The 17,284-nt window shown below is 58.2% G+C and carries 19 protein-coding genes; 11 read left to right on the top strand and 8 right to left on the bottom strand.

Annotated elements, in window-relative coordinates; genetic code table 11:
- Positions 1-56: 56 nt before the first annotated feature.
- Positions 57-509: a YaiI/YqxD family protein gene (locus KI617_RS06830; protein ID WP_226451260.1), complete on the bottom strand. Its 453-nt coding sequence runs from the start codon at positions 507-509 to the stop codon at positions 57-59.
- Position 510: 1 nt separating this feature from the next.
- A complete protein-coding gene (locus KI617_RS06835) occupies positions 511-1,494 on the bottom strand; it encodes an MBL fold metallo-hydrolase (protein WP_226451261.1) in 984 nt (327 codons plus the stop codon).
- 215 nt (positions 1,495-1,709) lie between these two features.
- Here KI617_RS06835 and KI617_RS06840 point away from each other — a divergent pair, with 215 nt between their 5' ends.
- Positions 1,710-2,996, top strand: coding sequence for a right-handed parallel beta-helix repeat-containing protein (locus KI617_RS06840; protein WP_226451262.1), 1,287 nt, complete (start codon positions 1,710-1,712; stop codon positions 2,994-2,996).
- 16 nt (positions 2,997-3,012) lie between these two features.
- Here the strand turns inward: KI617_RS06840 and asd are convergent, their stop codons facing one another.
- From asd to KI617_RS06855, 3 genes are read right to left on the bottom strand one after another with little or no spacing between them, the layout of a single operon-like run.
- The gene (asd, locus tag KI617_RS06845; protein ID WP_226451263.1) at positions 3,013-3,864 is read right to left on the bottom strand and encodes an archaetidylserine decarboxylase; all 852 of its coding nucleotides are present in this window, start codon (positions 3,862-3,864) and stop codon (positions 3,013-3,015) included.
- Between the two features lie 29 nt (positions 3,865-3,893).
- Positions 3,894-4,913, bottom strand: coding sequence for a 23S rRNA (adenine(1618)-N(6))-methyltransferase RlmF (gene rlmF / locus KI617_RS06850; RefSeq protein ID WP_226451264.1), 1,020 nt, complete (start codon positions 4,911-4,913; stop codon positions 3,894-3,896).
- Positions 4,914-4,955: 42 nt separating this feature from the next.
- A complete protein-coding gene (locus KI617_RS06855) occupies positions 4,956-6,116 on the bottom strand; it encodes an NnrS family protein (protein WP_226451265.1) in 1,161 nt (386 codons plus the stop codon).
- Between the two features lie 168 nt (positions 6,117-6,284).
- On the opposite strand from KI617_RS06855, the gene KI617_RS06860 reads away from it, so the two are divergent.
- The 4 genes from KI617_RS06860 (at position 6,285) to KI617_RS06875 (ending at position 9,857) form a co-directional block, all read left to right on the top strand.
- A complete protein-coding gene (locus KI617_RS06860) occupies positions 6,285-7,541 on the top strand; it encodes a nitronate monooxygenase (RefSeq protein ID WP_226451852.1) in 1,257 nt (418 codons plus the stop codon).
- Entirely contained in the window at positions 7,438-8,814 is a 1,377-nt protein-coding gene (locus KI617_RS06865) for a hypothetical protein (RefSeq protein WP_226451266.1), read from the top strand. The genes KI617_RS06860 and KI617_RS06865 overlap by 104 nt, the downstream gene beginning before the upstream one ends.
- A gap of 37 nt (positions 8,815-8,851) precedes the next feature.
- Entirely contained in the window at positions 8,852-9,256 is a 405-nt protein-coding gene (locus tag KI617_RS06870) for a hypothetical protein (RefSeq protein WP_226451267.1), read from the top strand.
- Positions 9,257-9,416: 160 nt separating this feature from the next.
- Positions 9,417-9,857: a CBS domain-containing protein gene (locus KI617_RS06875; protein WP_226451268.1), complete on the top strand. Its 441-nt coding sequence runs from the start codon at positions 9,417-9,419 to the stop codon at positions 9,855-9,857.
- On the opposite strand, the gene KI617_RS06880 is transcribed toward KI617_RS06875, so the two are convergent.
- From KI617_RS06880 to KI617_RS06890, 3 genes are all read right to left on the bottom strand, one after another.
- On the bottom strand, positions 9,854-10,582 hold the full coding sequence (locus KI617_RS06880; RefSeq protein ID WP_226451269.1) for a tRNA pseudouridine(65) synthase TruC: 729 nt from the start codon (positions 10,580-10,582) through the stop codon (positions 9,854-9,856). The genes KI617_RS06875 and KI617_RS06880 overlap by 4 nt on opposite strands.
- Positions 10,575-11,558 carry an HpcH/HpaI aldolase/citrate lyase family protein gene (locus KI617_RS06885; protein WP_226451270.1) on the bottom strand — a complete coding sequence of 328 codons (984 nt, stop codon included), beginning with the start codon at positions 11,556-11,558 and terminating at the stop codon, positions 10,575-10,577. Before KI617_RS06885 ends, KI617_RS06880 begins: the two co-directional genes overlap by 8 nt.
- Before the next feature lie 112 nt (positions 11,559-11,670).
- Positions 11,671-12,657 (bottom strand): malate dehydrogenase, encoded by a 987-nt coding sequence (locus tag KI617_RS06890; protein ID WP_226451271.1) that lies wholly within the window; start codon positions 12,655-12,657, stop codon positions 11,671-11,673.
- Positions 12,658-12,857: 200 nt separating this feature from the next.
- Here KI617_RS06890 and KI617_RS06895 point away from each other — a divergent pair, with 200 nt between their 5' ends.
- The 6 genes from KI617_RS06895 to KI617_RS06920 all read left to right on the top strand — a co-directional run bounded on the left by KI617_RS06895 (position 12,858) and on the right by KI617_RS06920 (position 17,236).
- The gene (locus KI617_RS06895; RefSeq protein ID WP_226451272.1) at positions 12,858-13,613 is read left to right on the top strand and encodes a GntR family transcriptional regulator; all 756 of its coding nucleotides are present in this window, start codon (positions 12,858-12,860) and stop codon (positions 13,611-13,613) included.
- A 134-nt stretch (positions 13,614-13,747) separates the two neighbouring features.
- Complete coding sequence (gene sdhC, locus KI617_RS06900; protein WP_226451273.1) at positions 13,748-14,137, top strand: succinate dehydrogenase, cytochrome b556 subunit; 390 nt, start codon at positions 13,748-13,750, stop codon at positions 14,135-14,137.
- Positions 14,134-14,481 (top strand): succinate dehydrogenase, hydrophobic membrane anchor protein, encoded by a 348-nt coding sequence (gene sdhD / locus KI617_RS06905; RefSeq protein WP_226451274.1) that lies wholly within the window; start codon positions 14,134-14,136, stop codon positions 14,479-14,481. The genes sdhC and sdhD overlap by 4 nt, the downstream gene beginning before the upstream one ends.
- Positions 14,482-14,483: 2 nt before the next feature.
- Positions 14,484-16,268, top strand: coding sequence for a succinate dehydrogenase flavoprotein subunit (sdhA, locus tag KI617_RS06910; RefSeq protein ID WP_226451275.1), 1,785 nt, complete (start codon positions 14,484-14,486; stop codon positions 16,266-16,268).
- 12 nt (positions 16,269-16,280) lie between these two features.
- Complete coding sequence (locus KI617_RS06915) at positions 16,281-16,991, top strand: succinate dehydrogenase iron-sulfur subunit (protein ID WP_066882612.1); 711 nt, start codon at positions 16,281-16,283, stop codon at positions 16,989-16,991.
- Complete coding sequence (locus KI617_RS06920) at positions 16,991-17,236, top strand: FAD assembly factor SdhE (RefSeq protein ID WP_226451276.1); 246 nt, start codon at positions 16,991-16,993, stop codon at positions 17,234-17,236. Before KI617_RS06915 ends, KI617_RS06920 begins: the two co-directional genes overlap by 1 nt.
- Positions 17,237-17,284: the final 48 nt, after the last annotated feature.

The following is a 17,284-nucleotide window of genomic DNA, read 5'->3' on the forward strand; positions in this document are numbered from 1 at the left end:
TTTTTGAATTTCAATGAGCCCAATGATCATCGGGCGAACCGAAAATTTCCGGGGTTTCAGGCAACCGGGATTTTGGCCAGAAAGCTATCCAGTTGGTTAGCAAAGGCCTGTCGGTCGGCCTGACTGAAGGCATTGGGGCCGCCAGTTTGAACGCCGGCACTACGCAGATCTTCCATGAAGTTGCGCATGGTCAGGCGTTCCTGAATGTTGGCGGTGGTGTACATCTCGCCGCGTGGATTCAGGGCGTGGGCGCCGCGTGCTATGACCAGCGAGGCGAGCGGGATGTCGGCGGTGACGACGAGATCGCCGGCCGTTAGCTGATCGACGATGTGGGCATCGGCGACATCGAAGCCGCTCGGCACCTGGATGGCGCGGATGAACTTCGACGGCGGTGTGCGCAGCATCTGGTTAGCAACCAGGATGGTCTGGATCTGCCGACGCTCGGCGGCGCGAAAGATGATTTCCTTGATGACGCCAGGGCAGGCGTCGGCATCGACCCAGATTTGCATGCTATTTGGCCAGCGGTGCAAATTCGGCCGGCACCCAGGCGTAGCCCTTCGGCTCCTTGCGGACGTGGCCGATGCCCGGGAAGGGCAGGTGCATCCCGGCGACCATCAGCTTTTCGCGAGCAGCCTGGTGAAAGACACGTTTGCGGGCGATGACGGCTTGTTTCGGGTCGTTGTCGTATTCAAAGGCGACTTCCGGACGAGCGAATTGGACCGCATGGTTGTGCACCAGATCGCCGAGGATCAGCAGGCGCTGGTCACCGCTCTGGAACAGGTAGCTGGCATGGCCGGGGGTGTGGCCGTGCGTGTCGACGCTGGAAATGCCCGCCAGCAGTTCACGGTCGCTGTCGAAGGTCTTCCACTTGCCGCTGGCAAGGTAGGGGGCGGCGGCGTCGCGTGACATCTTGAAGAAGGGCTGGAAGTCCTTCGGCGCCTTGGCGGCGATTTCCTCGCTCAGCCAGAAATCATTGTCAGCCTTGGCGGACCAGATTTCGGCATTGGCGAAAACAGCCTTGCCTTCCGGTGTGACCAGGCCATTGACGTGGTCGCCGTGAAGGTGGGTGATGAGCACGGTGTCGACCTGTTCCGGTGCATAGCCGGCGGCTTTCAGGTTATCGACAATATTGCCCAGGCCAGGCCCGAACAGCTTGGCGGCACCGGCATCGACCAGTACCAGCTTGCTGCCGGTGTTGATCAGATAGGCGTTGACGGCGGTTTGAACCTTCGGCCCCTTGAGGAACTCACGGGCCAGCAGGCGCTGGATGTCGCGCTGCTGGATGTTTTTCAGCAATTTCTCGTCAAGATCAATGGCGCCGTCGTAGAGCGCGGTGACTTCAAAACTGCCGAGCATCATGCGGTAGTAGCCGGGAACTTGCGTTTTTTGCTGCGGAGCTTCGGCGCAGGCAAAACTCGAGGCTATTGCCAGTGCGGCGGCAAGGAGGAGGCGGCGGAAAAATCCATCAACACGTGATGAAACGGGGCTGGGCATGGGTGATCTCCTGGCAGGGGCGAAAGGGCGATGCATAAGGATGGCGAGCCGGAGGAGCAGGTCTTCGCCAGTTTTTCCGGAAGGCGAATATTGCCACGGACAGTTCAGTTGACAAACGCATCACTGCTGCCGTTTCATGGGCAGGCACCGGTTTCAGCAATTTGCCGTTCCGGTGAGTAGGGGCCGCTTTGGCGCCTGTCAGCCTGGAGATGCCAATGACCCCCAACCATTTTTTCGGCCGTATTCGTATGCTGGGCATTGCCTCTGTGCTGCTTGTGCAGGCCGCTTGGGTGTGTGCTCAGCTTCCTGACAAACTGCCGCCTAGCCCCGACTACCTTGGTGAAATACGCCGTACGCCGGATGGCAAATTGAGGGCGGTTGCCGAAGAGAAAAGGTTCGTGCGTTCGGCTGAAGCGGTAGCGACGATGATTGTCGGTCCCGGTGAAAAACTGACCACAATTACCGAGGCGGCCCGGCTCGCCAAGGATGGTGAGGTGATCGAGATACGGTCAGGCGATTACCGAGGTCAGCCGGTTGTCTGGACACAGAATAATCTGCTGATTCGTGGGGTCGGTGAGCGTCCGGTCATGCTGGCGGATGGCCTGAGCGCCGAGGGCAAGGCAATCTGGGTTGTGCGTGGCGGCAAGGTGGCAATCGAGAATATTGAATTTCGCGGTGCCCGGGTGGCCAGCCTGAACGGGGCGGGCATCCGCTTCGAGAAAGGGAGTCTGAGCATCCGATCCTGCGCCTTTTTCGACAATGAAATGGGCATCCTGACGGCCAATTTTCCAGAACTGAGTCTGGAGGTCATCGATAGTGAGTTCGGCGATGCGCCGCGCCACAAGGGGGATCTGCACCATCTGCTGTACGTCGGGGGGATTGGCAAGTTCGTGCTGCGTGGCAGCCGGTTTCGTAATGGCTACCTCGGACACCTGGTCAAATCACGGGCCCGCGAAAACCATATTCTTTACAACATGCTGGTCGATGGCGCTGGTGGCAAGGCCTCCTACGAACTGGAGTTTCCGAATGGTGGCCTTGCCTACGTGATCGGCAATACCATCGGCCAGAGTGCCGGCACCGATAATCCGAGCATCGTCGCCTATGGCGCCGAGGGGCCGCGCTGGTCTGATAATGCTTTGTATGTGGCCCACAATACGCTGATCAACGATGCGCCGGCCGGCAATTTCGTCAATGTACGCATCGACAAAATCGGGGGCGATCTCGAGGTCTGGCTGCTCAACAATCTGATGGTCGGCATTGGTGATCTGTTCAAGCCGGCACAGGGGCGGTTTGATGGCAACCGCTTGATGGCAAGGGGAGATTTGATCGAATCCAATGGCGTTCCCCTGCGACTGACCAATCTGTCACCGCTGCGTGGCGCGGTCCGACCGCCTGGCCAGGCAAGGGGTACTGAACTGCTGCCCGATGCAGAATTCCGTTTTCCGGTGGGCAGTCGCTCGATGCGACCAAGCAGCGCGTTGGCGCCGGGCGCTTTTCAGTAAGTACCGAAGGGCGGCTTCAGGCGGCCTTGTTGCCCATCAATTCACCCATCCGGATGGCGCGGGTCGGTGTCCATTCAGGGTTGAAGGCGAGGCTGTCTTTCGGGAAAAGCATGACGACTGTGGAGCCAAGCAGGAAGCGGCCCATTTCATCGCCTTTTTTCAGGCTGGGCGCGTTGTCACCATCGTAGCGCCATTCGCGGAGCACACCGGGGCGGGGTGGGTTGATCATGCCGTGCCAGACGGTGGCCATGCTGCCGACAATGGTGGCACCGACCAGCGTCAGTACGAAGGGACCGAACTCGGATTCGAAAACACAGACCACGCGCTCGTTGCGCGCAAACAGACCGGGAACGCCGCGCGCCGTGGTCGGATTGACCGAGAACAGCGCGCCGGGCACGTAGATCATGCGGGTCAGCCTGCCGTCGCAGGGCATGTGGATACGGTGGTAGTCGCGCGGGCTGAGGTAAAGCGTGGCGAAGCTGCCGCTCTCGAACTGCTCGGCCAGCTGGCGATCACCGCCGACCAGCGCCGTAGTCGAATAACTGTGCCCCTTGGCCTGGAATATCTGGTCGCGTTCGATAGCACCAAACTGGCTGATCGCACCGTCGACCGGGCAGATGAAATCGGCGTCGGCCTGCGAGCGGGCGCCGTCCTTCAATGGGCGGGTAAAGAACTCGTTGAAGCTCTTGTAGCTGGCGATCTCCGGATTGGCCGCTTCCGCCATATTCACGTTGTAGCGACCAACAAACCAGCGAATGACGCTGGTCGTCAGGCTGCCGGCTTCAGCCGAGGCCAGCTTGCCGGCCAGTGCGGTCAGCGCCTGTTTCGGAATCAGATATTGGGGCAGGACGGCGAGGCGGTCGGACACGGGCGAATTTCCAGGCAGAAAACCGGCAATTATACGGGGTCGACTGTCGGCGTTGCTTCGGACGCCAACGGAGCAGTCTGCTCGGCGAAGGCTGGAACGGCGTAGGAGGGCGCGGCAGTCCACCGTTCACGGCGCCACTTTTCGCGTTCGCCGTTGCCGCAGAAGGTCCAGGCGACCAGGCGACTTTGCTTCTGGCCCTGCGCCATCGGAATGATGCGCGACTCGACGACCTTGGCTTTTTTCAGCGCCGCTTCAATGTGCGGCAGGTTGTCGCCCTGCGAGAGCAGGCTGGTGAACCACATGACGCGCTTCGGGATGTTGCAGCTTTGCTCGATCATCAGTTTGACGAAGGCGCGTTCACCGCCGTTGCACCACAGTTCGCTACCGCCGCCGCCGAAGTTGAGGCGTGGCTCGGCGGCGCCGCGTTTGGCGCCCGGTTTGTTGAGGTTGTTCCATTTGCGCTGGCTGACTGCGTGAACGTCATCCGGCGAGTTATGGAAAGGCGGATTGCAGATCGACAGGTCAAAAACCTCGCCGGAGCGCAGCAGGCCGGTGAAAATGTTCTCCCAGACGGTCTGGTGACGCAGTTCGATGTCGCCGGCGAGTTCGGGGTTCTTGCCGATGATCGTGGCGGCATTGGCCAGCGCCGCTTCGTCGATATCGACGCCGAGGAAGGACCAGCCGTATTCGGCGTGGCCGATCAGCGGATAGACGAGATTGGCGCCGGTGCCGATGTCGAGCACGCGTACGCCGGGGCCGCTCGGGATGTTTTTCTTGTTGCAGGTAGCCAGCAGGTCGGCGACGCTGTGAATGTAATCGGCCCGGCCGGGAATCGGCGGGCACAGGTAGCCGGCCGGAATGTCCCAGCCTTTGACGCCGTAGTGGTGCATCAGGATCGCCCGGTTGAGCATCTTGACGGCAGTCGGATTGGCGAAGTCGATGCTGGCCGTGCCAGCCTGCGTCGTCTTGATGTGCTTGGATAGCGCAGCAGAAGTGGCTGCCAGGGCAGCGAAATCGTAGCCTTCGGCATTCTTGTTGCGGGGGTGCATGGCTTACTCGGACAGACGGCGGGGGGCGAAGTATCCCACGAATCAATGTTCCCTGCCGTCGATGCGCGGCTGCAGCAGCATCGGGACAGTGCGCCAGGCCAGGAGGCCGAATGCGACCAGCCAGCAGGTGGCTGAGAGGTAAATCCAGACCAGATAGCCGGCCGGCGCAATCTGCGGCGCAGCAATCCGTACGATCAACGCGCCAAGCATGATGTACAGGATGGCGCGATCGTGCCCTTCAAAGACCACCTTGCGCCCGGTGTGGCCCTTTGATATCCGGATGATCATGGCTGGAATGACGCAACCCATGGCACCGAAGGTGAAGAGATGGACGGATACCGAGCCGACCCAGACAAAACTCATCACATGGCCGAGCGCTTCGATCAAGAGTTGGCCAACGATGGCCAGATAGCCGACGTACATGATGCCGACATCGATGCGCCTGAAGGCCAGTTGCGGCTTCCAGTAGAAAAAGCGGATGGCGAGCAGCGTGGCGAGCAGTAGCGAAATTGCTGCGGTCAGCGCACGGGGAAGCACAAACTCGATGACGAGCAGCAGGCCGAGCAACTTGATCGCCATGTCCAGCACCGGGTGGCGCAGAATCTGGGCCTGAAAGGCGGCCTTCATGAACCCGGTCAGCGTTCGTTCCAGCATGACCAGAAAGGCCAGCCGGAAAAGCGCGATGGCCATGCTGTAGCCGGCCGTGAAGTCGCCGCCCGCCAGCATCAGGTATTTGGCGACAAGGAAGGCGGGTAACAGGACCATGAAGAAAGCGTTGTCGCGGTAGCTGTCTTGGTTGCGATGACGGATCAATGTCCACAGCAACATGGCGATGATGCTGCCCAGAAAAAGGTTGTTAACCAGCAGAAAAAGCGGCATCGACCAGGTGCCGCCAAAGCTCATGCCGATTCGTTCAATGATCCAGGCCGCGGCCAGCCACATTAACGCCAGGCCGTGATAACCGCGAATATTGACCCAGTTCTTGGTCGAGGTCAGCAGGAAGCCGCCGAGTACCGCCCAGCCGAAGCCGAAGAACATTTCGTGGGCGTGCCACTGTACCGAGGTGAATGGCGATTCCGGCGCCGGCAGGTGGCCGCTGAATATCAGCGCCCAGAGCACGGGCAGCAACATGCCGGCCAGGCAGGCCAGGGTAAAGAATGGACGGAAGCCGACCAGCCAGAGAGGATGATTTGAAACGTGCATGGCGAACCTGTTGCCGGGGTGGGGTATCTAAGTCGCAAGTTTAACGATACTCGGTGCCGACAAAATTGATTTATCCCCGGCTCGTCAAGCATCGGTCTTAACATTGGCGTAAAATTCTCACCTTGGCCGGGCGAGAGGGGATGCCGGCCGGTTTCCATAAGGATAATGATGAAGCGTGTGGATGATTTCCGCTTGCGGCTTGGCAAGCATGAACTGGTACCGATCATGGTCGGTGGCATGGGCGTCGATATATCGAGTGCCGATCTGGCTGTCGAGGTGGCGCGTCTGGGCGGTGTCGGCCATATTTCCGACGCAATGATCAAGACTGTCTCGGATCGCCGCTACAAGACCAAGTTCGTCAAGGAAAAGCTCGCGCTCTACAAATACAACGTCGAGAGCGAAGACAAATCACCGGTCCAGTTCGATCTCGGCAAGCTGGCAGAAGCTACCCGATTGCACGTCGAAGGATCCATGTCGCGCAAGAAGGGCGACGGCATGATCTTCATCAACTGCATGGAAAAGCTGACCATGAACGCGCCGAAAGAGACGCTCAAGGTTCGCATGACCGCGGCGATGGACGCCGGTATCGAAGGGATCACGCTGGCTGCCGGCCTGCACCTGGGGTCATTTGCGCTGATCGAGGATCACCCGCGTTTCCGTGATGTGCAGTTGGGCATCATTGTTTCCTCGGTGCGCGCCCTGCAACTTTTCCTGAAAAAGAATTTCCGTACCGGGCGCCTGCCTGATTACATCGTGGTCGAAGGTCCGCTGGCTGGCGGGCACCTCGGTTTTGGCATGGACTGGGCGCAGTATGATCTGGCGACTATCGTCGCTGAAGTCATCCAGTACCTGAAAAACGAAAATCTGGATATTCCGGTCATTCCGGCTGGCGGCATCTTCACCGGTTCCGATGCGAGCGCTTTCCTTGAGGCTGGCGCAGCAGCTGTCCAGGTGGCAACCCGGTTTACCGTCGCGGAAGAGTGCGGCCTGCCGACTGCCGTCAAGCAGGAATACTTCAAGGCCAGCGAAGACGACATCGAGGTCAACCAGATCTCACCGACCGGCTATCCGATGCGAATGATCAAGGGCAGCCCAGGCATCGGTTCCGGCATTCGCCCGAACTGCGAAGCCTATGGCTACCTGCTCGACGCCAACGGCAAGTGTTCCTATGTGACGGCCTACAATCGCGAAGTTGTCGCGCATCCCGAAGCGCGCAAGGTAACGGTCATGGACAAGACCTGTCTGTGCACTCATATGCGCAACTTCGATATCTGGACCTGCGGGCACTTGACCTATCGCCTGAAGGACACCACGCGTCGCCTTGAAGATGGCAGCTATCAGGTGCTGTCGGCCGAGCATATTTTCAAGGACTATCAGTTCAGTACGGAACAGAAAATCGCCTTGCCTGAACTGCAAGCTGGCTGAACCAGAAACGCACGAAGCTACTCGTGCGTTTTTGGTTAACGCTGCACATCTGCTGACTATCTCGCTCAAAAAAGACATGCTCGTCGCCAAAGTCTTGCGCCTGACAAACGCGCTACGTTTGTTCGGATTCCTGACGGTCGGCTGTGCCCTCGCACAGCTTGCTGTTGCGTCGGCTTGGGCTGATCCGGAGCAGGCCTTCAGCTTGCAGGGATTTGGTACGCTGGGGGTGGCCAGAACGACGACCAATGATCTGGAATTTGTTCGCGACTTGTCGCAACCGAGCGGTATCAAGAAGGCTTGGGACGGGCGGGTAGATAGCGTACTGGGCCTTCAGGGCGCCTGGCATATCAACAAACAGCTTGAGGCGGTAGTTCAGTCCACAATCCGTTATCGCTATGACAAGACGTACAACCCGGAGATCGCCTGGGCCTACGTCAAGTACGATCCGACGCCAAATCTGAGTTTGCGCGCCGGGCGCCTCGGGACTGAGTTCTTCATGATGGCTGATTCCCGCTGGGTGGGATATTCCTTCCTGACCGTGCGGCCACCCGGTGATTACTTCTGGTATTTGCCCTTTTACAGTATTCACGGGGCAGACGTTGCATATACACGGCCTGTTGATGACGACTTGCTGCGCCTCAAGGTCTTCTACGGCAATTCCAACGGCCAAATTCCATTGGCTGACCGGCAATGGGAAATCAAGGGGTCGCCGATGCTCGGGGCCTTTGTTGAGTACCAGATTTCGTCGTGGCTGATCCGCGCCAGCTACGCCAATATCACTTTCAAGAATGATTTGCCGATTGGCGGTTTGGTGCCTGCTGCATCGGCTGAATACCTCTCGATGAAAGACAAGCGTACTGACTACTACTCTTTGGGCGTGGTCTATGACCAAGGGCCGTTGCAGCTTCAGTTGATGCTGAATTACATTGAGCAGGGTAATAACGCTCTCGAAAATTCAAATGGTGGCTATGTGCTGGCTGGTTACAGAATTCGCGAGGTTACGCCTTATCTTGGCTATTCCTGGGTGCGATCAGCCCGGCGCCCAAGCGCGGATCCCTATGTCAGTCATGTGATGGCCGATTCCCATTCGGATCAAAAGACAAGCATCGTTGGCATGCGCTGGGATGTGGCACGCAATGTGGCGATCAAGGCGCAGTGGGATGGTGTGCGTGGAGATCCGACATCGATTTTTCCGTACCGCAATGATCCGTCGAATGGTCGCTGGTCCGGCAAGATGGATATTTATTCCCTGACGGTGGATTTCGTCTTCTAAGCAGATGCCAGTTCGTCGCCTCCTTCTCCTGTGTCTGATGTCCTGGCTGCTGATCCAGCCGGCGGCAGAGGTTCATGCCGAGCTTGTCGTCGTCGTCAATGCTCGCTGTGGCGTTGCGGCAATGACGCGCAACGAGGTGGTCAATCTCTTTTTTGGGCGTACCAGGCAGTTTTTTAACGGTATCGAGGCGCAGCCCGTTGATATGTCGGACTCCCATCCGGATCGGGCACGTTTCTACAATGCGTTGCTCGGCAAGGATCTCTCCGAAATCAACGCCTACTGGTCGAGACAGGTGTTCTCTGGACGAATGCAGCCGCCGACCAAGGTTGGGTCGCCAGAGGAGGTTTTGAAATGGGTGGTGTCTCATCCTGGCGGTATCGGCTTTGTTGAACTGTCCAAGGCCGATGCCCGGGTTCGTGTCGTTTACGAACTGACCCCCTGAGAATTTTTGAGTTTCCATTGAACGTTGAGCTGATCGGCATTGTCATCATCTTCATAGCCATTGCGATAATCGTCATAAAGGCAGGGTAATCTCCGTCCTTGTGACGGTTTCCAAGCTGGTGGGAAGCGCGTTACATGTTCATATAACGAAGGAGACAAAAATGCCCAGAAGAATGATCAGAAATCTGCTCGATGGTCGTGCGCTGGTTACGGCCAGCGAGACAATGAGCGTACGTTCAGCCTGTCGCCTGATGACGGAAAAGAAAATCGGTGCCTTGCTGGTCGTCGAGAATGGCCGGATTGCCGGGATATTTACCGAGCGCGATGCCCTGAACAAGATTCTTTCAGCCGCCCTTGATCCTGATGCGACGACTCTGGATCAGGTGATGGTCCGGGATCCGCAGACGATAGGTGCTGACAAGCCCCTTTCCTACGCGCTCTACATGATGGCCGAGGGCGGCTTCCGCCATGTGCCGGTGGTCGATCCCAGCGGGGCACCGCTTGGCATGGTGTCCGCCCGGGATGCGCTGGGTCAGGACATGGTCGACCTTGAGCGCGAAATGAAACATCTTGAAGAGCTTGAGGCGTCGATCGGCTACTAGCCGCCAGGCCAGCCAAAGCGCGCCAGTGTGGCGGCGAACTCGCCGGACACTGGCGTTTTTACATCCAGTCGCTGCCCGCTGACAGGGTGGTTGAACGACATCCCGACGCAGGCCAGCAGCAATCGGTGACTACCGAGTTGCTCAGCAAAGTAACGGTTGTGACGCCCCTTGCCATAGGTGGCATCGCCAATGATCGGGTGGGCAAGATGCTTTAAATGGCGTCTGATCTGGTGACGGCGTCCGGTTACCGGCTCCAGTTCCAGAAGGGCGTAACGGCTGCTCGGGTAACAGTCGATTTCGACTGGTAGCTCGATCTCGGCCAGTTTCCGGAAATGGGTCAGTGCCGGCTGTGCCTCGGTACTGCACTGCTCCCCCTTGAATTCGTAAGGGTCGCGCTGGCGAGTGAGTGGATGGTCGATGCTGCCAGATGCTGGCGGGTGGCCACGGACAACTGCCCAGTAACGTTTGTCCACTGTGCCTTGTTCGAATTGCCGCCCAAGCTGGCTGGCCATGGCTGGGCTCAGCCCGAAAAGCAATACGCCGGAGGTGCCGCGGTCTAGTCGGTGCGCTGGCCAGACGCGCTGGCCGATCTGATCACGCAGGATCTGGATGGCGAAGCGCGTTTCGTGGCGGTCGATTTCGGAACGATGCACAAGCAAGCCGGAAGGCTTGTCGATGACGACGATGTGCTCGTCGCGAAAGAGAATGGGCAGTTCTTCAGGCAAAGAAGCGCTGCTGGGCTGTAGCCGGGATGCCCATGCCTGTTATGTGAGCACGATCGAGAAGTTCCCAGTAGTAGCGGTAGGAGGCTCGATCGTGCAGTTTGCCTTCATGCTGAATCGGGCCCCAGTCCTTGTCCTGAGCGGCGATCAGGATCTCGGCGGCCGCCTGCACTTCGGAGAAGTCTGGGCGCATGGCTTCGACGATGGGCAAGATCTGATTCGGATGAATGCTCCACATACGCAGGAAGCCAAACTCATTTCGCGCACGCAGCGCATCATTGCGGATGTACTCGATGTTTTTCAGTTCGGTCGTCACGTTATGTGCCGGAACAATGCCGTTAGCCAGTGCGGCGGCGCTGATTTCACACTTGGCACGGGCGACCAGCGGGTGATCAAATTGCCCGGGACTTCTCATCGCGTTGCCGGGGATGGCGCCGTGATGCCCTGAAACAAAGTCCATCAAGCCAAAATCCAGGCTTTCGACACCGGGCTGGGCGGCGATTTCCCAGACTTCACGCAGCGCACCATGGGTTTCGATCAGCACATGAACGGGAATCCGGTGGTCGATACCAAACTTTCGCTCGATTTCGCGGAGTGTTTCGATTTGCACCAGAACATCGCCGGCGCTACAGGGCTTGGGGAGCGTGATGAAGGGCAGTCGATTTCCAGCCCGGCTGACCAGGATTTCCATATCCTGCTGCCAATGGGGGTGAGTGACGTCATGGACACGCGCGCCAACCCGGTTGAACAGGTTGTCCTCGCTCATGATCACGGCGGCCGCCATTTCTGCGTGCTCGCGTTCAGCTCCCGCATGAGCACCATCTTCGCAGTCGCAGGTGATATCAAAGATTGGGCCAAGCTCCTTTTGCAACTGAAGCGCCTTGCGCATCAGTTTTTCCGAACCTGCGTAATGGTCGACCGCAGGCAGGACAGGGAAGGGCTTTTCGCCGGCAAAAAGAACTGCTTTCGGATGGCGCATTTTGGTTGTCGGGATCAGGTTATTAGGGGGGCTAAAAATAAAAAAGGCCGCAGTATTTTACCGCGGCCCCTGTGCTTGCTAGAAGCTAACAACTAGCAGCTAACAGCTTGCCTTACAGCATATCCTTGACGGCTTCTGCTTCGTCGGTCAGTTCCTTGAGCGTGAAGTTCATCTTCTCGCGGCTGTACTCGTCGATTTCCAGACCCTGGATGATCTTGAACGAACCGCCCTTGCACTCGCACGGGAAGCCATAGACGATGCCGGCTGGGATGCCGTAGGAACCATCAGAAGGAACACCCATGGTGACCCATTCGTCGGAACCGAGCACCCAGTCACGGATGTGATCGATGGCAGCGTTGGCGGCGGAAGCAGCCGAAGACAGGCCGCGGGCTTCGATGATGGCGGCGCCGCGCTTGCCGACGGTCGGCAGGAAGGTGTCGTTGTTCCAGGCGTGATCGTTGATCAGTGCCTTGACGCTGTCACCGTTGGAGGTGGTGCTGCGGTAATCGGCATACATCGTCGGGGAGTGGTTGCCCCAGACGACCAGCTTCTTCAGGGAAGCAACCGGGCGGCCGATCTTGTTGGCCAACTGCGACAGGGCGCGGTTGTGGTCCAGGCGCAGCATGCCGTGGTAGTTGTTCGGGTTGGTGCGGCCAACCTTCTTGGCGGCAGCGGCAGCGATGAAGGCGTTGGTGTTGCACGGGTTGCCGACGACCAGAACCTTGACGTTCTCGTTGGCGTTTTCAGCAATGGCCTTGCCCTGAACGGTGAAGATGGCGCCGTTGGCGGTCAACAGGTCAGCGCGTTCCATACCTTTGGTGCGCGGACGGGCGCCAACCAGCAAGCAGACGTCGGCATCCTTGAAGGCAACATTCGGGTCATCAGTGGCAACCATGCCGGCGAGCAGCGGGAAGGCGCAGTCTTCCAGCTCCATCATCACGCCCTTCACGGCTTGCTGAGCTTGCGGCAGATCGAGCAACTGAAGGATGACCGGCTGATCTTTGCCGAGCATTTCGCCGGAGGCGATGCGGAACAGCAGGCTATAACCGATCTGGCCGGCGGCGCCGGTAATAGCTACGCGCATGGGGGCTTTGGACATGTATCGCTCCTGTAATGAAACTGCGTGATTGAATTGTTTGAGTTTGCTCGGGTGCCGGCCTTGAATTTATCCCTTGCGTCAGCCGGCGCGAGAGACTCGTGATGTTAGAAGTTCGGCGTTTATGTGTCAATTCATCATATGTCTTATATAAGACAACTTTTCGTGGACGGTCTGCCTGAAATGTGCTGAAATTTGGCCCTATGACCCGTGACGTCTCCCGTTCTGCTCCTCGTTTGTCATCGCCTACCTTCAGTCCGCTCTATCGTCAGATAAAGGATTTTTTGATCCGCAGTCTGGAGCAGGGTGAGTGGGGGCCGGGCGACTCCATTCCCAGCGAGGGAGAGTTGGCGGCACGTTTCAATGTCAGTCAGGGAACGGTGCGCAAGGCGATTGATGAAATGGCTGCCGAGAACCTGCTGGTTCGGCGTCAAGGCAAGGGTACCTTTGTTGCCACGCACAGTGATCCGCGCTCGTTCTATCGCTTTCTGCGCTTGGTGCCGGATGATGGCAAGGCGACGCACGCGGTCAGCGACCCATTTTTTTGTGAAACCATCTCTGCAACGCCCGAGGTGGCCGCTGCACTGGGTTTGCAGGCTGGTGACAGTGTGCTGCACGTCAAGCGTTTGCTGCGTTTTAACGGTGAGCCAGTAGTTTTTGATCAGATTTATCTGGTTGCCGATCTGTTCAATGGCTTGGTGCTTGAGGGGTTGCGTGGTGGTGAGCGCTCCTTGTACAGCCTTTTCGAGGGTGATTTCGGCGTACGAATGATCCACGCGGAAGAGCGTTTGCGGGCGGTTGCCGCTGATGTCCATAGTGCCGAGTTGCTTGGGGTGCAAAAAGGTGAGCCGCTCCTGCTTGTTGAGCGAACGGCTTATACCTATGGAAATAAACCGGTGGAGTGGCGTCGCGGTTTGTATTGCACGCGCCGGCACTATTACCGAAATGATTTGGGTTGAGAGGCCCATGCTTTCGGATTAGGTCGGAAAGCGCCCGGCGTGGCGTGTTCTGGCTGATTTTGAATGTATAATTACAGTTCTTTTCAAACCACGTACAAGCGGATAACCGCATCTTCACGCGAGGGATGACGTTCATGGCAGAAATGACCATCAAGAAACGTCCAAAAAATTTGGACTTGACTACAATTAGGTTGCCGTTGCCTGGCAAGGTTTCAATTCTGCATCGCGTCAGCGGTGTGGGTTTGTTCCTTTGTCTTCCGCTTCTGCTATGGCTGTTTGGTGCAAGCTTGGCCTCGCCCGAGGGCTTTTCCGGTGTCAAGGCGATTGCCGGTATGTTTTTGGTGAAAGTGATTCTGGCGGGCTTGGTCTGGGCGTTCATGCATCATTTCTGCGCCGGTATCCGCTTCCTGCTGCTCGACCTGCATGTTGGCATCGAAAAAGAGGCTGCTAACAAGTCCGCTGGAGTGGTGTTGGCTGTCAGCCTGCCGCTGACCGCGATCCTGGTTTGGGGGGTTCTTCTGTGATCAACCGTATTGTTGTGGGTGCCCATTACGGCCTGAAGGACTGGATTGCCCAGCGTGCTACCGCGGTCATCATGGCTGTTTACTCCGTGCTGATTGCTGCTGTGTTGTTGGTTGTTCGTCCGGCTACCTTTGAGGCTTGGCAGGGTGTTTTTGCCAATGGCGTCATCAAGTTCCTGACTTTCCTCTTCTTCGTCAGTTTGTTCTACCACGCCTGGATCGGCGTGCGTGACATCTGGATGGATTACGTGAAGCCGACGGGTATCCGTTTGACTCTGCACGTCCTGACCATTTGCGCTCTGGTGGGCTACACCGCCTGGGCTGCTGCGATTCTCTGGAGGCTGTAAGCGTGAGTATTCCTGTTCTCAAGTTTGATGCGGTGATCGTTGGTGCTGGCGGTGCCGGTCTGCGTTCCGCAATCCAATTGTCCGAAGCCGGCCTGAAGACTGCCGTGTTGTCCAAGGTTTTTCCGACCCGTTCGCATACCGTTGCGGCGCAGGGTGGTGTTGCTGCTTCCCTTGGTAATTCCGAGGAAGATCACTGGACGTGGCACATGTACGATACCGTCAAGGGTTCCGACTGGCTCGGCGACCAGGACGCGATCGAATTCATGTGCAAGAAGGCCAACGAAGTGGTCGTTGAACTCGAACACTACGGCATGCCTTTCGACCGTACCGACGACGGCAAGATCTATCAGCGTCCGTTCGGCGGCCACATGTCCAACTTTGGCGAAAAGCCGGTGCGCCGCTCCTGCGCTGCCGCTGACCGTACCGGTCACGCCATGCTGCACGCCATGTATCAGCGCAACGTCAAGGCCAATACCCAGTTCTTCGTTGAATGGATGGCACTTGACCTGATTCGTGACGAAGAAGGCCATGTCCTCGGCGTTACTGCGATGGAAATGGAAACCGGTCAGATCGTGATCTTCCACGCTCGCGCCACCATTTTTGCAACCGGCGGTGCCGGCCGCATCTTCTACTCTTCGACCAACGCGTTTATTAACACCGGTGACGGCCTAGGCATGGCGGCTCGTGCCGGTATCCCGCTCGAAGACATGGAGTTCTGGCAGTTCCACCCGACCGGTGTTGCCGGTGCTGGCGTGCTGATTACCGAAGGTGTGCGCGGCGAAGGCGGCATCCTGCGGAACAGCAGCAAGGAGCGCTTCATGGAGCGCTATGCTCCGAACGCCAAGGATTTGGCTTCGCGTGACGTGGTTTCCCGCGCCATGGCTACCGAAATCAAGGAAGGCCGCGGCTGTGGCGTGAACAAGGACTACGTCCTGCTCGACATCACCCACCTCGACCCCGCTACCATCATGAAGCGTCTGCCGGGTATCCACGAAATCGGCCTGCAGTTTGCTGGTGTCGATTGCCTGAAGGAGCCGCTGCCGGTTGTCCCGACCTGCCACTACCAGATGGGCGGTATTCCAACCCATTACTCCGGCCGTGTCGTGATGCCGCAGGGCGGCGACATGAACGCCGTCGTGCCCGGTTTCTACGCTGGCGGCGAGTGTGCATGTGCTTCTGTCCATGGTGCTAACCGTCTCGGTACCAACTCGCTGCTCGACCTGCTGGTGTTCGGCAAGTCGGCTGGCGATTCCGCCGTTGAAGACCTTAGGGCTGGCCGCGCTCACCGCGATCTGCCGAAGGACGTCGCCGACAAGACCCTGGCCCGCATCAGCGCGCTAGACAACCGCAAGGGCGGCGCCAACGTGCACGAAACCCGCCTGGCCATGCAGCGCACCATGCAGGATCACGCCGGCGTGTTCCGCTTCGGCGATATGCTGAAGCAGGGTGTCGAGAAGATTCTCGAAGTCGAAAAGGCCGCTCGCCAACTCGAAATCAAGGACAAGTCGATGGCCTGGAATACGGCCCGCACCGAAGCACTCGAAATGGAAAACCTGATCGAAGTCGCCAAGGCCACGATGATCTCCGCCGAGGCTCGCAAGGAATCGCGCGGCGCCCACGTCCGCGACGATGCGCCGGATACCGCCGAGTTCCCGAACGGCCGCAACGACAAGGAGTGGCTGAAGCACACGCTGTTCTCGCCGGTTGATAACTCGATCAGCTACAAGCCGGTCAACATGCAACCCCTGACCGTCGAGGCCGTAGCCCTCAAGACGCGCTCGTACTAATTGGAGTCCAGAATGAGCAAACGCATGGTTCAATTCAGTATCTATCGCTACGATCCGGACAAGGATGACGCGCCGTACATGCAGGACATCTCGGTCGAACTCGAACCGACTGACCGCAAGCTGCTGGACGCCTTGACCAAACTTAAGGCCAAGGACGACGCGATCTCCTATCGTCGTTCCTGCCGTGAAGGCGTCTGCGGTTCCGATGCCATGAACATCAACGGCAAGAACGGCCTGGCCTGCCTGACCGATATCGACAGCCTTAAGCAGCCGATCGTGCTGCGTCCGCTGCCCGGCCTGCCGGTCATCCGCGACCTGATCGTCGATATGACTCAGTTCTTCAAGCAGTACCACTCGATCAAGCCGTACCTGATCAATAACGATCCGGCCCCGGAGCGTGAGCGCCTGCAGTCGCCAGAAGACCGCGAGGAACTGAACGGCCTCTACGAGTGCATCCTCTGTGCCTGCTGCTCGACCTCCTGCCCGTCGTTCTGGTGGAACCCGGACAAGTTCGTCGGTCCGGCCGGATTGCTGGCTGCTTACCGCTTCATCGCCGACACCCGCGACCAAGCGACCAACGAGCGTCTCGACAACCTCGAAGACCCGTACCGCCTGTTCCGCTGCCACACCATCATGAACTGTGTTGACGTTTGCCCGAAGGGTCTGAATCCGACCAAGGCCATCGGCAAGATCAAGGACATGATGGTTCGTCGCGCCGTCTGATGGAAAGAGCGGACTACGAGCGCCTGCGCTGGCGTTGTATTCGTCGCGCTCTTCTCGAGCTTGACATCACCCTGACCCGTTTTTTGGATGGTGGTGAATTTGAGAAGTTGGATGGCGATCAGCAACAGGCGTTCGTGGAGCTTGCTGACATGGAGGATTACGATCTGTGGGATTTGCTGACAGGCAAGGCAGAGATTGATGATCCTCGCTTGGCGCACATGGTGGCGCTGATTCGTAAGAGTTGAGTAAGGTTTGCATTCTATCTTGGGAATGTTGACCGCTTTTTTTGGCAT

This window comes from Ferribacterium limneticum, assembly GCF_020510625.1.
GTDB lineage: Bacteria > Pseudomonadota > Gammaproteobacteria > Burkholderiales > Rhodocyclaceae > Azonexus > Azonexus limneticus_A.

What these genes read in the sequence shown, in the direction of transcription:
- KI617_RS06840 (WP_226451262.1), top strand. Translation starts at nt 1,710, where the DNA reads ATGACCCCCAACCATTTTTTCGGCCGTATTCGTATGCTGGGCATTGCC.
- KI617_RS06835 (WP_226451261.1), bottom strand. Translation starts at nt 1,494, where the DNA reads ATGCCCAGCCCCGTTTCATCACGTGTTGATGGATTTTTCCGCCGCCTC.
- KI617_RS06885 (WP_226451270.1), bottom strand. Translation starts at nt 11,558, where the DNA reads ATGCGCCATCCGAAAGCAGTTCTTTTTGCCGGCGAAAAGCCCTTCCCT.
- KI617_RS06870 (WP_226451267.1), top strand. Translation starts at nt 8,852, where the DNA reads ATGTCCTGGCTGCTGATCCAGCCGGCGGCAGAGGTTCATGCCGAGCTT.
- KI617_RS06895 (WP_226451272.1), top strand. Translation starts at nt 12,858, where the DNA reads ATGACCCGTGACGTCTCCCGTTCTGCTCCTCGTTTGTCATCGCCTACC.
- KI617_RS06915 (WP_066882612.1), top strand. Translation starts at nt 16,281, where the DNA reads ATGAGCAAACGCATGGTTCAATTCAGTATCTATCGCTACGATCCGGAC.
- KI617_RS06855 (WP_226451265.1), bottom strand. Translation starts at nt 6,116, where the DNA reads ATGCACGTTTCAAATCATCCTCTCTGGCTGGTCGGCTTCCGTCCATTC.
- KI617_RS06890 (WP_226451271.1), bottom strand. Translation starts at nt 12,657, where the DNA reads ATGTCCAAAGCCCCCATGCGCGTAGCTATTACCGGCGCCGCCGGCCAG.
- sdhC (WP_226451273.1), top strand. Translation starts at nt 13,748, where the DNA reads ATGGCAGAAATGACCATCAAGAAACGTCCAAAAAATTTGGACTTGACT.
- KI617_RS06830 (WP_226451260.1), bottom strand. Translation starts at nt 509, where the DNA reads ATGCAAATCTGGGTCGATGCCGACGCCTGCCCTGGCGTCATCAAGGAA.
- KI617_RS06920 (WP_226451276.1), top strand. Translation starts at nt 16,991, where the DNA reads ATGGAAAGAGCGGACTACGAGCGCCTGCGCTGGCGTTGTATTCGTCGC.
- KI617_RS06860 (WP_226451852.1), top strand. Translation starts at nt 6,285, where the DNA reads ATGAAGCGTGTGGATGATTTCCGCTTGCGGCTTGGCAAGCATGAACTG.
- KI617_RS06875 (WP_226451268.1), top strand. Translation starts at nt 9,417, where the DNA reads ATGCCCAGAAGAATGATCAGAAATCTGCTCGATGGTCGTGCGCTGGTT.
- rlmF (WP_226451264.1), bottom strand. Translation starts at nt 4,913, where the DNA reads ATGCACCCCCGCAACAAGAATGCCGAAGGCTACGATTTCGCTGCCCTG.